We start from the raw sequence: 17364 nt of genomic DNA, 5'->3' as shown, positions 1-17364 counted from the left end.
GGGTTCAAAAGAAATACTATTACCCAGGCAGTTGTGGGAAGAAAATGCTCATTCTCCTCCCACATTTGCCTTAGTAGTATAAGTCAATTCTACTTTCAGGTCTTCTCCCTAAGCCCTCAGCATCAGGAAAATTCTTTTCTTACCGGATCAGAGAGCTAAATTCCCAGAACCTCCAAGGGATTATTTATTGCCCTAATTGTGGAGCCACGGTAATTTCTGATTGAGGGATTTTGGCAAAGTAATTTGCCGGGCTGGTATCACCTGTGACTGGCCCCACCAGCTCCTCGGAGGATCTATTGGCCAGTGCCTCGGCGACTCTCTCCATACGGGTAAGGTCATCCCATCGCTTAAATTCCCCGGCAAGCTCCCATTTCCGTTCGGTATAAGCCAATTCGGCAAGGTCCCCGGTACTTAGGTCCACGGAGGAATTGGCCTCATTCACCGGCAGGTCATTGGCACGGCGGCGGACCCTATTGAGGGCTTCCCAGGCCTCGGGGCTGCTACCACCAGCTCTTCCTTCGGCCTCAGCGTAAAGGAGGAGAAGGTCTGCATAGCGCATGCAGTAGGTGGTCATCATCGTGACCGAATTGGTGGTGGCCACCTCATCCTGATAGCCCGTCACTTTCAAAAACATCGGGTGTTTCTCATCAGTAAAATCTTCCCATTGGATGGTTTTTCCTTGAAAAACCACCTCTGTTCTATAGGTTTTTTCTTTTCTTGGCCCTTCGGGAAAATCATTAAAAAAGGCGATTTCTGCGAAGATTTCTGCCCATCCCTGCACATCTCCAGGATATCCCGGTCTGCCGGTGTGGCGATTAGAATAAGGTCCTACATTGATATTGGCAGCATGACCCAAGCCAAAAACAATTTCGGAATTGAAGCGATTTTCGTCTTTGATGGACCATAAAGTACCCATATCTGGTACGAGCGCAAAGCCATGGGCAGCCGCATTATCGATCACCGATTTGGCACTGCTTGCTGCTAGAGCGTATTTAGACTCATCCTTGATTGGCCAGCCTGCCCAGTGCATATATAGTTTGGCCAGGAAGGCGCGAGCCGAACCCTTATTGGGACGGATGGCGGCTGGTACCTCAGGATAGATCGTAGGCAATAGCGTCTCCGCAGCCAAAAAATCACTCTCTATCTGCTGATAAATCGTCAAAAGATCGGACTTCTCCATATCTACACTTCCCGTGATATCGGTGCTTATGATCAAGGGAATCTCCCCAAAAGTCCGTACCAAATGGAAGTAGGAAAATGCTCGCAGGAAGTAGGCCTCACCGATCAACGCATCGATGCTACTTTGATCGCCAGAGCTTATATTTTCTCTATTGGCAATGATATTATTGGCCTCTTTGATGGTGGCGTAGGGTGTATTATATCCCAAGTCCACTCCACTCGTCAGGGAAGTCATCTCCATGGTATCAGCATCTCTGAATCCCTGCTTATTTTTACCACTATGCGTGGTGATATCATCCCCGCCATAGGACCTCATCCAGGAGTGGGCCCACTGCATACTTGCGGTAAACTTCCTATACATCCCCACCACAGCTGATTCCAGTGCTTCTTCCGAATTCAGGGAGGACGGATCCAATCGGGCTTCTGAAGGGTCTTCCTCCAGGGTACATGCCGGGATGACCAAGGTATAGGCCAGGAGCATGATCAGCGTCGAAAGTTTTATCTTTATATTTTTCATGTTGCGATGCTTTAAATTAAAATCCAATATTTACTCCAAACGTATAGGTTCTCGAGTTGGGGTTTGCCCCGTAATCGATGAAAGAGGCGGCTCCATTGCCTGCTCCCAGGGAGCTAGCCTCTGGATCGTAACCCTCATAGGAGGTCAGCGTGAAGAGGTTTTGGACACTGGCATAGATCCTGAAATTGCTGAAGAGGTTATTTTCGCCCAGGGTATATCCCAAGGCCAAATTGCTCAGGCGCACAAAATCTCCCTTTTCGATAAATCGGGTAGAGTTTACGATCAAGTCTCCGGACACAGGGACGTCGGTTTGATTTTCGGCCGTCCAGCGGTTTCGATATTCCCCGTAAGTAGGCAGAGACTGCACCCCTCCGGACATGGAAATACTGGCGCGGGTGAAGTTCATCACATCAAAGCCATGCACTCCCCGTATCAAAAAGTTCAGGTCAAACTTGCCATAATTCATGGTGTTATTGATCGCCCAATTATGTCTTGGAGACCCATTTCCTATGACACCCATCACCACATTACCCTCTTCATCCTTTAGGTATTTGGCAGATCCAGGAGTCCCATCGGTATCGCCGCTTTTGTAGGTACCCAAGAAGGTCGCTCCATAAAATTGCCCCATGGGCATACCCTCTCTCAGCAATACATAGGCGCCACTGGTATTGGCAACATTTCCCACTGGGCTAAACAAGATCTCCTCTTGATCATCCGACAGTGACTTGACTTCATTATTATTATAGAAATAATTTACATTGACATCCCATTGGAAATCCTTACGATTGAGGATATGAGTTTGGAGGTTCAGCTCCCAGCCCCCATTGAAGACCTCTCCCACATTTCGAGTGACGGTGCCTCCACCTGCATAATAAGGCAGGGGAACATTCAGCAATAAGTCCACGGTGTTTTTCCAGTACTTATTGATGCTCATATTAAACTTGCCGTAGAGGAAGGTGATATCTGCGCCGATATTGGTCTGCTTGGTGGTCTCCCAAGTCAAGTCAGGGTTGGCAATATCTCCCAAAATCAAGCCCCTCGACTCAGTGGTACCATTGATAGGATAATCCTGCCCCGTCTGGAAAGTATTATAGGTGGAATAAGGAGAAATCGCTTGGTTTCCTGTCTCTCCATACCCAGCTCTTAATTTCAGGGTTTCGATCGCTTCTCCGAGGACATTGTCAAACTGATAAGCTGCGGAAGCGGAAGGGAATACCCCCACCTGATTCTCCGGGCGGAATCTGGAGCTTCTATCAGTTCTTAGGGTGGCGGTAAGGAATAATTTTCTATCAAAATTATACTCCCCACGTCCCATATAGGATACTATTTGGCTTTTGGCGAGGGAGGCATTTACGGATGGAGTGATCCCCAGATCCATGGAATAGAAATTTGCAGGAATGGTATATTGTCCCGAGCCGGCAGAGAATCCCTTATTGATGAACTGCTGGATTTCGAATAAGCCCGTCACCTTCACATTATGCTTGTCAAAGGACTTGTCCCAGGTCAGCACATTACTGTTTTGGAGGGTGGTGGCCTGGCTGGTGGATCCTGAGGCGGTTGGTGCGCTGAGCACCGTACCCGCAGGCACTCCCCGATAGGATTCTATCAACTGCGTACGATGAATCAAGCCACCGATCACGGACAATTTCAGGTGTTCTGTAATCTGGTAGCCTAGGTTTATATTTGAATTAATATTACCAATGGAAGCATTGAGGTCGGATTCCATACGCTCGGCTATTGGGTTGATCAGGCCAGAACCATTGGAAGACAATAAGTTGTAATTACCATTTTCGTCTCGCAGTGGCAGGGTCGGATCCCAGCCCAGTACGGCCACAATCCCCGCCCTCTCATCAGGGGACGAAGAACTTCCTCCATTCACCAAGTTCAGCGTGCTTTCGCTACTTCCGTACATATTCAGCTGAAGTGATAGTTTGTCGTTCAGCTCAGTATCGATATTGGCCCGTAGGGAATACCTTTTATAATCTGAGTTCAGCGCAACGCCCGACTGGTCGAGGATATTTCCAGAAATAAAATACCCCACGCCATCGTTTTTACCGCTTATAGACAGCTGAACATTATTGGCATAGCCATTCTGAAAATATTCCTCTTGATAATCGGTACCGCCATCGATCACGGGAAGGTCAAAGATGGTCCCAAACTCCTGAGGAGATAGCACATCGATCTTATTGGAAACCGTGGACACCGAGGTGAAAGCACTTAGGCTCACATTGGTTTTGCCACTCCCCCTTTTGGTGGTCACGAGGATCACACCATTGGCACCACGAGAACCATAAATGGCCGTCGCTGAGGCATCCTTCAGAACCTCCATAGACTCCACATCATTGGTATTGATGGATCTCATATCTGCTCCGATGACCCCATCGATCACCACCAAAGGCTGATTACTGCCATTGATAGAGTTGGCGCCACGGATTCTGATCTGGACATCTGCCCCGGGCACACCCGAGCTCTTGATCACCTGCACCCCAGCGGCTCTGCCCTGCAAGGCATCCTCCACCCGAGTCACCGGCTGCTTCTCAAAATCCTTGGATGATACGCTGGACACAGCCCCGGTAAGGTCGCTCTTCCGGGTGGTACCATATCCGATCACCACCTGCTCTTCGATGGAGAAAATGTCTTCCTGCATCACCACCTTCATCTCTTGCCCCGCCTGAAAGGCCAGTTCCTGGGTCTTCATCCCAATGAAGGAAAAGATTAAGGTGCTGGCCTCCTCTGGCGCATTGGTGATGGAGAATTTCCCATCAAGGTCGGTCACCACTCCTATACTCGTCCCCTTGACCAATACCGCCACACCTACAAGAGGCTCTCCGGTCTCATCCACCACTGTTCCGCTGGCTGCTTTGACTAGCTTATTAGAAGGAGCCGTGGTGATTATAGATTCCGGAGCCCTAGCAGAGGCATCTATTCCACCCGCCAAGGATAGACTCATCGCCATTCCCAAACGGATATAACTCCAGGGCCGGCGTCCATTGAATATTTTTAAAATTACTGACATATGAAGTTTGGTTGAATTAAGTACGATGAACAAATCTTGGAATTTGTAAGCAAAACTGAGGGGGTGTATGCGTTCATTTTAGGGGGGCAAATCATCCATAAACGCTTCAAATAGCATTTACACCCTAAAAAACGGTCATTTTTAAAAAAGTAAGTTGGGGAAGTGGAAGATTTTGACAGGCCCCTAGTCTGGGATTTTCTGTGAAGAAAAAATCAATTATAATCCACAAAAGTAAAGGCTGGTGCTAAGGGTGGAACTTCTCAGCATACTCGCTAATCAAAGTAAGCCAAAGCTCCTTATCTAAAGCAGTACAGACTAGCCCTCGCCCTTTCGAGAAAAGAGGTAAGGTAAATAAAGCTAGCAGACCGCACCTTATAGTAGGGGCCAGGTAAGCTTGTTTTTTTTTGCGGAATGCTTAGGAACCTGGGGCTTGATTGCGGTAGCTGGAGGGTGGGCAATTATATACTGACTTGAAGGATTCCCGGAAATATTTGAGATCATTGAAACCTAGCTCAAAGGCGATTTCAGAAATGGTCATATCGGTTTGCTGCAGCAGCTGAGCGGCCCGCTTTAGCCGGATGGTACGGATAAATTCCGAAATAGACTGGTCTGTAAGGTCCTTCAGTTTTCTATAGACGACCGATCTGCTCATTCCCATCTCCGTCACAAAACCTGCCGCATTAAAGTCGGCATTCCTCATATGCTCTTCCATCACCTCTATGGCCCTGGCGAGGAATTCCTCATCCGCCGAGCTGGCCGTCACTTCCTTAGGCTGCAAAATCAGCTCTTGTTTGAATTTCTCAATAAGCCTTCTTCGGGAATCTATCAGGTTGGCTATCCTCAAGCCTAGGATTTCCATATCAAAGGGCTTGGTGATATAGGCATCTGCCCCTGTTTTGAAGCCTGATTTCTGGTAATTCTCGGAGGTTTTTGCGGTAAGAAGAATGACTGGAATATGAGAAGTTCTGATATTAGACTTCAGGGCCTGGCAAAATTCTATTCCGTCCATCTTTGGCATCATAATGTCGCTGATGATCAGGTCCACCGAATGGCTCATGGCGGCGACCAACCCTGCTTCCCCGTTTCCTGCTTCATAGACATTGTACTTTTCCCTCAGCACCGCGCAGATATGCTGACGGAGCTCTCTATTATCTTCTGTGACCAGAATACTGGGCTTACCACTTTCCAGCTCCAGGTCCTCGAGGGTTTCCTCCTCCTCCAGGAGCTCTGTCTCAAGGATCACTGGCTGGTCAAAACTCATTAAATCCTCTTCTTCCTGCTCCACCACGAGCTGGTCCGAGCTGAGGTGCTCGCGACCTAGAGGAAGCTGAATCTGAAAAACCGTCTCCTCATCCACCTTGCTCTTGGCTTGGATCTTCCCCTGATGCAGCTCTATTATGCTCTTGCTCAATGCCAGGCCTATACCCGAGCCCATGCGATCTCCCTGCTGATAAAACCTATCAAAGACATACGGCAGGCTTTCTTTACTGATGCCCTTTCCTGTATTTTTCAGGCTAATGATCACCTTGCCCTGATGCTTGCGCTTAGTGGAAGCATCAGGGAAACGGATGGATACCGTGATAAAACCCCGCTCTGGGGTGAATTTAAACGCATTGGATAGCAGGTTATAAAGGACCTTTTGGAGCTTCACCTTATCAAACCACAGTGCCTCAGGATCCCCATAAAGTGAAAAATCCATGGTAATATTTTTCATCCGAGCGATTTCCTCAAAGGCTAATAACACCTCTCTGGTGAATTCCACCAGGTCATACTTCCCGGCACGCAGCTTCAGCTGCCCAGCCTCATTCTTTCGGAAATCCAGCAGCTCATTGATCAGCTGCATGAGCACACTGGCATTTCTGTACATCACCTCATGCTGCTGCTGGACGAAAGTATCGCCCATGGCCTTATGCATCATCCGCTGCAGTGGCCCGATGATCAGGGTCAGGGGAGTGCGGAAGTCATGGGAAATATTAGTAAACAACTGAAGTTTTAGGCGATTCACCTCCTCTATGCGCTCCTTTGCCAGCCGCTCCTCCCTCAATTCATTTTTCTCACGGTTCCTGATACCCCAATAGCGCCTGGCTTGAGCGACCATGAAAATTATAATTAAAGTATATAAGGTATATGCCCACCAAGTCCGCCAAGGTGCCGAGCGAATGGTAATCGGCAATGCCGCTCCTTCGTCATTCCAGAGACCATCATTATTGGAGGCTTTTACCCTAAAGATATATTCCCCGGCATCCAGGTTCGTATAGGTGGCAGAGTGATTATTGCCTATACTATTCCATTCTTTATCGAAGCCCTCTAGCCTATACGCATACTGATTTTTTTCGGGCTGGGAATAGCTTAAGGCCACAAAATCAATATTGATAACATTCTGATCGTGATCGAGATAGATCTGCTGAATGGAGTCCGTGATATGCAGAAAATGCTTATTATGAACGCTTAGTGAGGTGATGACGATGGGCGGCAGGAAGGTGTTCTCCTTGATCATCCGCGGGTCAAAAATATTCAGTCCATTGGCTCCACCGAAGAGCAATTCTCCTTGCTCATTTTTTAGCGCAGCGCCATAGTTGAACTCATTACTCTGTAAGCCATCCGACTCATCGAAGTTCTTCACCTGCTTGGTGAGCCGATCCATTCGTGACAGACCCGAATTGGTGCTAAACCATAGGTTTCCAGCCTCATCCGGTACTATCCCATAGATGATGGCATTGGGAAGTCCATCGCGAGTGCCCAGCTGCTGGCTCTTCTTCAATTCCGGATCGTAGCTATAGACGCCATCCCCTTCGGTGCCTACCCACAGCATATTATCAGGATCTTCATATAAGGAAAGTACCCATTTATTCTCCTGCCCTTCTCGCGTCTGCGCATAGTTTACGGGCACAGTTTGCTTAGTATGAATATTGATCTTCATCACGCCATTGTCTCCGCCAAGGAGCAGAGTGTCCGGATGGGAGGATTGGATGATGGAGAATACGATTCTATTGAGTGGTGTATCCTGGCTCTCTATGCGCGAGATCTTCCCGCTAGCCGGATCCAGGACATTGAGCCCTCCACCGCTGGTGCCGATCCATATCTGATGCTGCTTATCCTCCAGAAGTGAGATGACGCGATTGTCACTAAGCCCCTCAGTCTGACCGGGCTCATACTGGTAATGTTGAAACTGGATGGGCTCCTGCTTGGGATGAAAGTAATCCAAACCACCCTCATGCGTCCCAACCCAGAATCCGCCCTTATGATCCCTAAGCATGGCCTTTACATTATTATTTATTAGGCTATTAGGATTTTCGCTTTGGTGGGTATAGTATCGAAATTCCCCCGAGAGGGCATCATAATGATTGATCCCTCCTCCTTCTGTGCCGATCCACAGGTCTCCTCTTTGATCCTGGATGATGGAGCTGACCACCTTATAGTTGAGCTGTGTGCTATTGGTACCGGCCGAGATATGCCTGAAGAGGTCATAGCTGCGGTCGTAGTGATTGATTCCTCCAGCATACGTGCCGATCCATATATCTCCCTTATCATCTTCATCTATGCAGTACACCGAATTTTGGCTGAGGCTATTGGGGATTTTGTCATCGTGGGTATAGAAGGAAAGTTTGTCCTTTTCCTTATTGATGCGATAGAGGCCCCTGTAGGTGCCCACCCAAAGGTCCCCCTGCTGGTCTTCCTTGATGCTCCTCACCTCGCTGGTGATCTGATGGCCATCGATCTCCACTGTCCGGAACGTCTGGCTGGAACTATCCAGCTTGGCCAGACCACTTTTGATTCCCAGCCATACCTCTCCTGCATGATCCACATAGATGGTACTGAGCTGGTTGTCATTTTGCTCCTTGGCCAGCCCTTGAGGATATTCATATTCGGTAAGCTGGTCTTTTTTAGGGTCAAAATAATAAATATTCCGTAGGGTTTTGATCCACAGCGAGGCTGAGGGGGTTTTGAAGATCGATCGGATCATTGCCTGGGACAGCAGTTCTCGAACCTCCTTATTCCCGGACACTTCCTCATATTGATGCAGCAGGGTATTATATTTCACCAAACCATAATTGGTCCCCATCCATAAGCTTCCCTCCCCACCGGAGGTAATGGCGGCCACATTATAGTTGGTTTCTAATTTTTCAGGAACATGGGGTTTGATGCGCTGGAAGGCATCCTGAGCGGGAATATAATAATTAAGGCCGTTTTGGCTTCCCACCCAAAGGGTTCCCTGCTCATCCTGGAAGAGGGATTTTACGGTGCTGCTGCTCAGGCTATTGGATTCCTCATGGCCGTATCGGTACACTTTAAATTGGTTGCCGTCATATTTATTCAAGCCATCCCGTGTGCCAAACCATAAAAATCCATCCGCATCCTGCAGAATACACAATACCGAGGTCTGCGATAGTCCCTCCTCCAGCGAAATATTTTTAAATTTGACCGTATTGCTGCTTTTTGGCAACTGACGGGCATTCAGTATCGTGGCCAGCAGCAAAAACGGGAATAGTAACCATTTGGTAGTCCCCAATAACATTCAGAATTCCTCGCTTTTGAAATATTTTAGTTTGAAAGTTAAGAAATCCATAAATTAATAACAAAACAACATTGCCCTGAGGCAAAATTTAATTAGACTCCCCACAATAGATATACAGCCTCCACTCATCATAAAATCGCTTACGATCCGAGGAAGGATCGAGAGATGGGGTAAAACAAAAATCCCCTTATACATAAACTATAAGGGGATTTTGATCAAAAGGTTAATTAGAACCGCCGGGAGTACTCCCTAGGACCTGTGGGGTATATGATTTCTAGCGATATCCGTTATTCGTGGGATCGGAGGCCAGTAGGTTGGGGTTAGTTTGCAATTCCTGCAAAGGTATAGGAAGCAAAACGTGCCAAGGTCTGATATTCTCATTAGGCTTCCAGAATCGGTATTCGAGATTCTGAACCACCTCCAGCAGTATTCCCCAGCGGATCAGGTCATAGCGTCTGTTTACCTCGCCTGCCAGCTCCCACTTCCGCTCATCATACATAGCCTCTCTGAATTGCTGCTGGCTGAGTCCGCTAAGCTCCCAATCTGCCTGATTTTCATAGGCTCTTTCCCTCACCTTATTGATGTAGTGGTAGGCATTTGCAGGGCCATTCAGCTCATTTTCGCACTCCGCAGCCATCAGATAGACGTCTGCAAGACGGAATACCATTCGATTATCATCATGGTTAAACCTTGGAGAGGACTCCTGATCGAGGTTCATGAATTTCCCCATATATGGAAACACCAGAGGGAAGCCTTGGTAGGTATCGGTGATATTAAGAGCTCTTCTCAGGTCATTTTGGGGGAATTTCTCTTCAAAATCCTTTGCGGCCACCTGCAAGCCAGTCCCATTAAAGGCCGCACCATTGGCAGCTAACACCTCCACCAAAGCGGCTCTCTGGCTCGAATTGGCAGGTTCATCTCTCAGTCGAGGGTTAAACATACTCGGGCGCCAATAGCCATTTCCAGGAAGCTGTGGAACCCCCACTTCAAACTGCCCTACGATATCCTTAGCAAAATCCAGCGACCAGATGATCTCGTCATTGTACTCCTGCCTCGGGTCAAAGACATCATCATATGTGGGCATCAGCTGATGGGAAGACTCATTGATAATTTCCAAGCACTTGTCCAGGCCTTGCTGCCAGTTTTGCTGCTGCATATAGATTTTTGCCATCACGATCGCCGCCGTCCATTTGGAAGCTCTCCCTCGGTTGGCCTCTGGGATCTCATCCCTTCGTGGCATATTATCCTGCGCAAATTGCAGGTCTTCCAAAATTCCGCTGATGATAAGATCCTGATCCATCCTGCCGATTTTCTTGATTTCCTCGATGCTAAGTGCCTCCGTATAATAAGGTGCATCTCCCCAGAGATTGGTGATATGCCAGTAGGCCAGCGAGCGCAGGAAGATGGTTTCCGATATAATATCAGTTTCCACCGCATCAGGAATCGCCGCATTCCCAGCTACCTTATCTATGATAATATTGGCATTGAGCACGATCCTGTACAGGTCCTTCCAGGTATCTGCCACGCTCATCTTCTGAATGGACACATCTGCCAGCGCCTCATTTATCGAATAATTTCCGATGGGCTCCAGAATATCTGCCGCCCTATTGGGCTCAATGATGTCCGCTCCATTATCATAAAAATGGTCCAAGCCCACTTGTCCGTAGATGGAATTATTCTTAAGGATGGAATACAGGCCTGTCACCGCCTGTCTAGCATCCGCCTCAGAGGCAAAGAAGTTTTCTGGGGATATGATATCTTTTGGCTTTTCTTCCAAAAACCCCTCACAGCCTATCGTGCTGAGAAGGAGTAATAAGTATATGGTTATATAATTAATTTTCATGGCTTTATTTTTTTGGTAGTACCTATATTAAAAAGTAACATTAACGCCGAAGGTTAGGACCTTCGTATTAGGATATTCCCCATTGGAGAATCCCTGAGCGATATTGCCCACACCTGAATTCCCATATCGGCTGGTCTCTGGGTCGATCAGTCTAAACCCGGAAGCCAGAAAGAGGTTGGATCCGGAGAAATAAACTGACATTCTGTTTACCTTCTCCCAGCCAAATTTTGCCACAGGCAGGTTATAGATCAATCTCACCGTTTTTAGTCGGATATGAGAGCCATCTTCCACATATTTGGTATTGCTGGGGATGGAAGTCACCGCATCAGAACCTGCCCTAGGGATATCGGAAGTGGGGTTCTCCGGAGTCCAACGGTCAGCTAACTCGGCATATTTGGTGACCTCGCCACGGGTGAAATAGCTATTCCGAGTTCTCAGATTATACACATCATTGCCCAGGGTGCCTTGGAAGAAGAAGGAAAATTCAAAATTCTTATAAGACATCGAGTTTTCCATTCCGAAAATCAAATCTGCCTGAGGGCTTCCCATGACCACATTGTCCTCGGTGGAGATGATCCCATCGCCATTCAAATCTTCAAACTTCGGCCCGCCGACCACCTGAGATCCTAAGCCGGAAGCATCGATCTCCTCCTGACTCTTCCAGGTACCCAGGTACCTTACTCCGGTAAATACCGGCGTAGGTTGTCCCACGATTATCCGGGTATTCCCTGCTCCCAGGATTTCATCTACCACCACATCGATAAACTCCTCGCCACCTAGGTCCAGCACTTTATTTTTGTTGGAAGACAGGGTCAGAGTCGTGCCCCAGTCAAAATCCTTATTGCTGATATTGGTGGATTTCACCATCAGCTCCCATCCTTTATTTTCCAGAGCGCCTATATTTTGCAATTGATTGGAGAAGCCCGTTTGCTTGGGGATCACCACCTCAAGAAGTAAATCTTCTGTTTGCTTATAATAGTAATTCAACTCAGTAAAGATCCTATTATTGAAAAAAGAGGCCTCCACCGCGACATCAAACTGGCTGGTGGTTTCCCATTGAAGGTTGGGATTGGCAGGCCTTCCTAGTGTCACCCCGGGAGATTGCACGCCATTATAAGTGGTGCTAGCCTCGGTCATCACAGCAAAAGTCCGGTAAGAATCGATGCCCTGACTACCTGACTTACCGAAACTAGCTCTTAATTTCAGGTCATTTACAAAGTCTGCTCCATCCATAAACGCCTCCTCAGATAGCTTCCAAGCTCCTGCGATGGATGGATAAAACTGGTATTTGTTGCCGGGTGCAAATCTTGAAGAGCCATCTGTCCTCCCCACCAAGGTCAGGAGATATTTATCTTTATAGGAGTAATTGATCCGGCCAAAGAAAGACGCTATTTGGAACTCATCATATCCACTGCCCACGACATTCCTGATAGGATCAGAACCTAAGCCCAGGTTATTGAATCCTGTGGCATCGCTGGTGATCCCATAGGCTTCGGCAAACAGGCTCTCAGAGGTGAATTTCTGAAAAGAAGCGCCTCCCAAAACTGACAAACTATGGTCTGTACCGAAGTCAGATAGAAACTGAACGGTATTTTCATTATTCCAACCTAGACTGGAGAGGGTGGCTACCCTGGCATTCCCATCCTCGCCTATCTCTAAGTAATCTGGCCGTTGGCTGGAATTAAATATATTTGTTTTGACATTATTGATCTCCGGACTGAAGGTCGAGCGAATGGTCCATTTCTCATGAGGCTTCACCTCCAAATAAACCGTGCTCAGGAAGTTATTGGTATAGGTCTCATTTGTATTCAGGGCGGCATTGGCCACGGGATTGGAGAATGGTGCGCCTATCACATCATCATAGCCATCATAGGATCCATCTGCATTATAGATGGGTTGGGTGGGAAGGATAGTGAGCAGCTGGCTATAAGGCACGGTGCCATTGTCCTGGTGGATACGAGAGTAGTTTACTCTAAAGCCAGCTTTTACCTTATCACTTAGGTCAATATCAAGATTAGAACGAAAGATATACTTCTCAATACCCGAGTTTTTGATCAGTCCATTTTGATCAAAGAAGTTCAATGAATTATAAAAGTTGATTTTTCCATTTTCAGAGGACCCTGCTATCGATACATCACCATTATAAATGGTCGCGGGATCCATCAGGATATTAAACCAGTCATTGTCTTCATAGGAGGATGGATCATTAGGGAAGGGAACTCCTGCCGATCTGAATTCCGCATCCTCATTGGTAAAGGCGATCTGATCTGGCTGAGAAAGGTAAGCAGGCTTCTGTGGCACCAGCTGAGCGCCGGTATAAAAACCCACTGTTACCTGAGGTTTTCCGCCGTAACTGTTACCACTTTTGGTCGTCACCAGTACCACTCCATTGGCTCCACGGGAACCATATATAGCAATGGAGGAGGCATCTTTGAGGATTTCTATGGATTTGATATCGCTGGAATTAAGGTTATTGAGGTTAAAATCCTGTCCCACGATAATTCCGTCGATCACCCATAGGGGTTCATTGCTACCTTGAATGGAATTACCTCCTCGCACCCTGATCACGGTGCCTGCACCAGGTGCTCCACTCGTCTGGGTCACTTGTACGCCCGAGGCCCGGCCCTGGAGGACTTGATCCACCCGCGAATTGGGATTGTTTTCGAATACCTTGGTATCCACCGTGGATACGGAGCCGGTCAGGTCAGATTTCCTAGAAGTGCCGTAGCCGATCACCACCACCTCATCGAGCTGCTTCACATCGGTTTCAAGGGAAAAATTGATTTTGGATTGGTTGCCTACGGCAATTTCCTTGGTAAGGTAACCCACAAAGGATACCACTAAAGTGGCGCCCTCGGATACCTTAATGGTATAGTTGCCATCCAAATCGGTGATAGTTCCATTGGACGTTCCCTTTTCTAAAACCGTCACCCCGGGTAAGGTGCTGCCATCTTGCACGGCGGTCACCTGTCCTGAAACGACAGTGTCCACTGCGGCCATGGCCGAAGGGGCAGGAAAAACCTGCATCAACAAAACCGCCAAAGCGAATTTTGTCAAATATAAAATTTTAAGTAATCGTTTACTTTTCATATTTTGGGTGTTTTTGATTTTAATTGATTTTGCTTAAATGAAGCCCTTCCCAGTAATTGCCAGGGCAAGGGACTTTAGATTAATGCAGACTGGTACATTGGCTATTGGTTAATGAGTATAGGATGATTTATACCTTATAAATGCCCATGAAGGGCTTCAGTCGGTCTCACTAAATTGGAGGTTTCACACAAAAAAAATGTCCCAAAAAATGGTCTTATCGTCCAATTTATTCCTCCAAAAAGAGTATAAACACGACTATTACTCTTTTATCCCAGAGATATGACTTTTAGTATTATAAAAAATCGTAAAAAAACTCTATTCAATTTCTACATCCACTCTTTTGGCCTTTTCCGAGGCTCTATTCCAATTGATAAATAAGGAAACAGATCCTTTTATTTGCCCTTTGATCCAGCTAGGCTGAGCGTCTGGTCCAAATTCCGAGGCAGCTTTCCACTTGGACCCCACAGGGGAGATAAAATCGAAAAAGAAAAACCCCTCCCTTTTCGGATAATACCCATTGGCAAACTTATGATTGGGACCATTGACAGGGTTGAGAACACCAAGGGTAAGGTCCGAATTATTTAAAAAGCCTAAATTCACATTATTTTCTAAATAAAATACTGCCCAGTTCCAAGGCGCAAAAAAGCCTTCAAATTCTATTGAATTATAAATAAGCCCAGGCACATTCACCTGCTTTTCCAAGGCATAGACATCCCATAATCCACCCTGACTACGGTTTTTCCAAATTCTAGCAGGTCCTTCACCCAGCCATCGCTTGCGAAGCACCTCCTTTGCTGGCACCTCCATACCAATACCCGCATAATGATATGCGCCTTCATTGAGTGTATAGGCATAATCAAGGGTGATTTCGCCACCTGCATTCAGCTCCCACCTTAGGTAATCAAATCCACGGGAATGGGTGGATTCTATAATCCACTTATCTCCATCCTGACTGATTTTGGCAGCGTTAGAAGTGGATATATCATTGACTAATGTGCTGTCTGCCGCCTCAAAAGCGAGGTAGGGAAAATTATTTATGCCTGAGGTCTTCCCATGAGTGCTTACGGATTCCAATAGTCCCGAAGCTGAGTCAAAAGTAAGCTCCAAATCTCCCCGATGGAAGGAAAAATTATTGCCCGGATCCTGGGTAAACGGTTCCATTACCGATGCTCTAAACCGTGGCCGGTTGGAACTGCTGATTGGTAATCTCTTTTCATATACCAGCAGTCCATGCGGATCATACACCTCTATGGCCAAGGCATCCTGATGAATAAAAGATGAGGGAAGATTGATTGATAACTTCCCGGTCTCTCCTGCGGGTAAGGAAGCTTCTATCATCCCCTCAGCCACAGCTCTGTGACCATTAAGACTTCCGTCAGGATTAGCAAAATTGATTAGTTTCCATATCAGAGTACACTGATTAAGGTCGGTGAAGGTGAATTTATTTTCTACGCTGACTTCTCCTTCGAAGTCCTCTCCCAACCGCTCAAGGGCTATCTGGACTGGGGACCAAATTTCTCGCACAGCATAGTAGCTTCCCTCTTTTTCCCCGTGAGGACCCAGGATTCCATCTGCCGCTTTGTTTTGTTGATTGTCGGCGGTATAAGCCATATCTGTCCGCATCAGGCCTTCATCAAATAGTGCCCAGATCATCAGTCCGCCACCTACTTTAGATTGTTCGAATAAGTCCCAATAGGTCTTAAGATTTGCTCCCCCACCCCCATCGTATAAGGCATGAAGGGTTTCATTAGGTAGATAAATATGATTTTCCTCGAAGAGGTTTTTCTTAATGGTAGCGAAATTCGGGTAATAAGTGGTGTTGATAATATCCCAATCCGGCTGATAATTCGCGAAAATATCGTTGCTTTTAGCCTCATTTTTTAAAGGTCTTCGTTCTTGAATATCCCATTTGAAAAATACTGGGTCAAGGGCCGGGTTATGAGCCATATGATTGCCATTACTCCATAGTACCACCGAGGGGTGATTGACATCCCGGCGCACCATTTCTTCCACCAGCTGACTACCTATGTTTGTCTCCAGCGGGCGATACCAGCCAGTGGTCTCCACCATTGCCATCATCCCCAGAGAATCACATAACTCCAAAAAATAGGCATCCGCCGGATAATGGGAAGCCCTCACACAATTGAAATTTAGTTCTTTCATCAAGTGTAAATTCTCCTCCATATCGGCCTTAGAAAGTGCTCGTCCTGTCTCTGGACGAAAACTATTCAGACTTGCACCTTTCAGTAGTATGCGTTTGCCATTCAGATAAAACCCATCATGATCTCGCACTTCAAAGGTTCTAAACCCAAACTTTTGCTGATAGGTATGAAGAACCTTATCCTCCTTCCGTAGCTGCACCTCCATCGTATAGAGATGTGGAAATTCATGAGACCACAACTCCACTTCGGGAATATGGGCAGATAGTAAGGTTTTTTCGCCACTGATCTCTTGCGAAAATGGATCACCCACCCTTTTTCCAGCTGCATCATATACCTGAGCATATAGGCTGCTGGCTTCGCGATGATCATTGCCATTGCTATATACCCACATCTTTAGGTCTCCCGTCATCCTGGCATCTATCGCCACCTGCTCTATATACTCCCTAGGAACCTCCTGAATATATACGGGGCGAAAAATCCCGCTAAACATCCAATAATCGGCATAGCGCTCGGCCTCTACCAGAGATGCATTGGTGGAAGAACTATTTACCTCCACCTCCAGAAGGTTTTTCCCTGACTGTATATAATCTGTAATCTCGAATTTAAATTCTGTAAACCCTCCTTGATGAAAACCAATCTCCTTGCCATTAAGGCTAAGTTTGGTATCGGTCATCACGGCCTGGAAAACAATAAAATACCGATGCCTATCTTGTTTTACCCAGTCAAAGGAATGTTTATAATAGCCTATTGGTAAGGCGCGATTATCCATTTGATCCATTCCATAGAGGTAATACCCAAAGCCCTCAGCCTCCCAGTTGGATGGAACAGGGATGCTGGTCCAAAAACCACTATTGCGACCCTCGCTAATCATAAACTCCCAATCCACGGCAGTACTGGCGTCCTCCCCAGAGAGGAAAACTATTTTCTGAGCCTGTATCGCCAGGCTAAAAAAGCAGGCGACAATAAATAATACAATGTTTTTTTGCGTGAACTCTACCATTTTTACCGTGCTAATAACCCATGTATTCATTGATAATTATT

Annotated in this window: 6 protein-coding genes; all 6 read right to left on the bottom strand. The window is 46.9% G+C overall.

What is annotated here, in order from left to right; genetic code table 11:
• Positions 1 to 184 precede the first annotated feature (184 nt).
• Positions 185 to 1696 (bottom strand): RagB/SusD family nutrient uptake outer membrane protein, encoded by a 1512-nt coding sequence (locus tag B050_RS0108145; protein ID WP_018473416.1) that lies wholly within the window; start codon positions 1694 to 1696, stop codon positions 185 to 187.
• Positions 1697 to 1712: 16 nt separating this feature from the next.
• Complete coding sequence (locus B050_RS0108140) at positions 1713 to 4712, bottom strand: SusC/RagA family TonB-linked outer membrane protein (protein ID WP_157492608.1); 3000 nt, start codon at positions 4710 to 4712, stop codon at positions 1713 to 1715.
• Positions 4713 to 5127: 415 nt separating this feature from the next.
• Positions 5128 to 9228 (bottom strand): two-component regulator propeller domain-containing protein, encoded by a 4101-nt coding sequence (locus tag B050_RS0108135; RefSeq protein ID WP_018473414.1) that lies wholly within the window; start codon positions 9226 to 9228, stop codon positions 5128 to 5130.
• 274 nt (positions 9229 to 9502) lie between these two features.
• Complete coding sequence (locus B050_RS0108130) at positions 9503 to 11071, bottom strand: RagB/SusD family nutrient uptake outer membrane protein (protein WP_018473413.1); 1569 nt, start codon at positions 11069 to 11071, stop codon at positions 9503 to 9505.
• A gap of 27 nt (positions 11072 to 11098) precedes the next feature.
• A complete protein-coding gene (locus B050_RS0108125; protein ID WP_229802438.1) occupies positions 11099 to 14161 on the bottom strand; it encodes a SusC/RagA family TonB-linked outer membrane protein in 3063 nt (1020 codons plus the stop codon).
• 315 nt (positions 14162 to 14476) lie between these two features.
• Positions 14477 to 17323, bottom strand: coding sequence for a glycoside hydrolase family 2 protein (locus B050_RS0108120; RefSeq protein WP_018473411.1), 2847 nt, complete (start codon positions 17321 to 17323; stop codon positions 14477 to 14479).
• Positions 17324 to 17364: the final 41 nt, after the last annotated feature.

Source organism: Echinicola pacifica DSM 19836, from assembly GCF_000373245.1.
Taxonomy (GTDB): domain Bacteria; phylum Bacteroidota; class Bacteroidia; order Cytophagales; family Cyclobacteriaceae; genus Echinicola; species Echinicola pacifica.
Note: the sequence above shows the minus strand (reverse complement) of the source record. Positions and strands in the feature narration are given on the sequence as shown.

What these genes read in the sequence shown, in the direction of transcription:
- B050_RS0108145 (WP_018473416.1), bottom strand. Translation starts at nt 1,696, where the DNA reads ATGAAAAATATAAAGATAAAACTTTCGACGCTGATCATGCTCCTGGCC.
- B050_RS0108140 (WP_157492608.1), bottom strand. Translation starts at nt 4,712, where the DNA reads ATGTCAGTAATTTTAAAAATATTCAATGGACGCCGGCCCTGGAGTTAT.
- B050_RS0108135 (WP_018473414.1), bottom strand. Translation starts at nt 9,228, where the DNA reads ATGTTATTGGGGACTACCAAATGGTTACTATTCCCGTTTTTGCTGCTG.
- B050_RS0108130 (WP_018473413.1), bottom strand. Translation starts at nt 11,071, where the DNA reads ATGAAAATTAATTATATAACCATATACTTATTACTCCTTCTCAGCACG.
- B050_RS0108125 (WP_229802438.1), bottom strand. Translation starts at nt 14,161, where the DNA reads ATGAAAAGTAAACGATTACTTAAAATTTTATATTTGACAAAATTCGCT.
- B050_RS0108120 (WP_018473411.1), bottom strand. Translation starts at nt 17,323, where the DNA reads ATGGTAGAGTTCACGCAAAAAAACATTGTATTATTTATTGTCGCCTGC.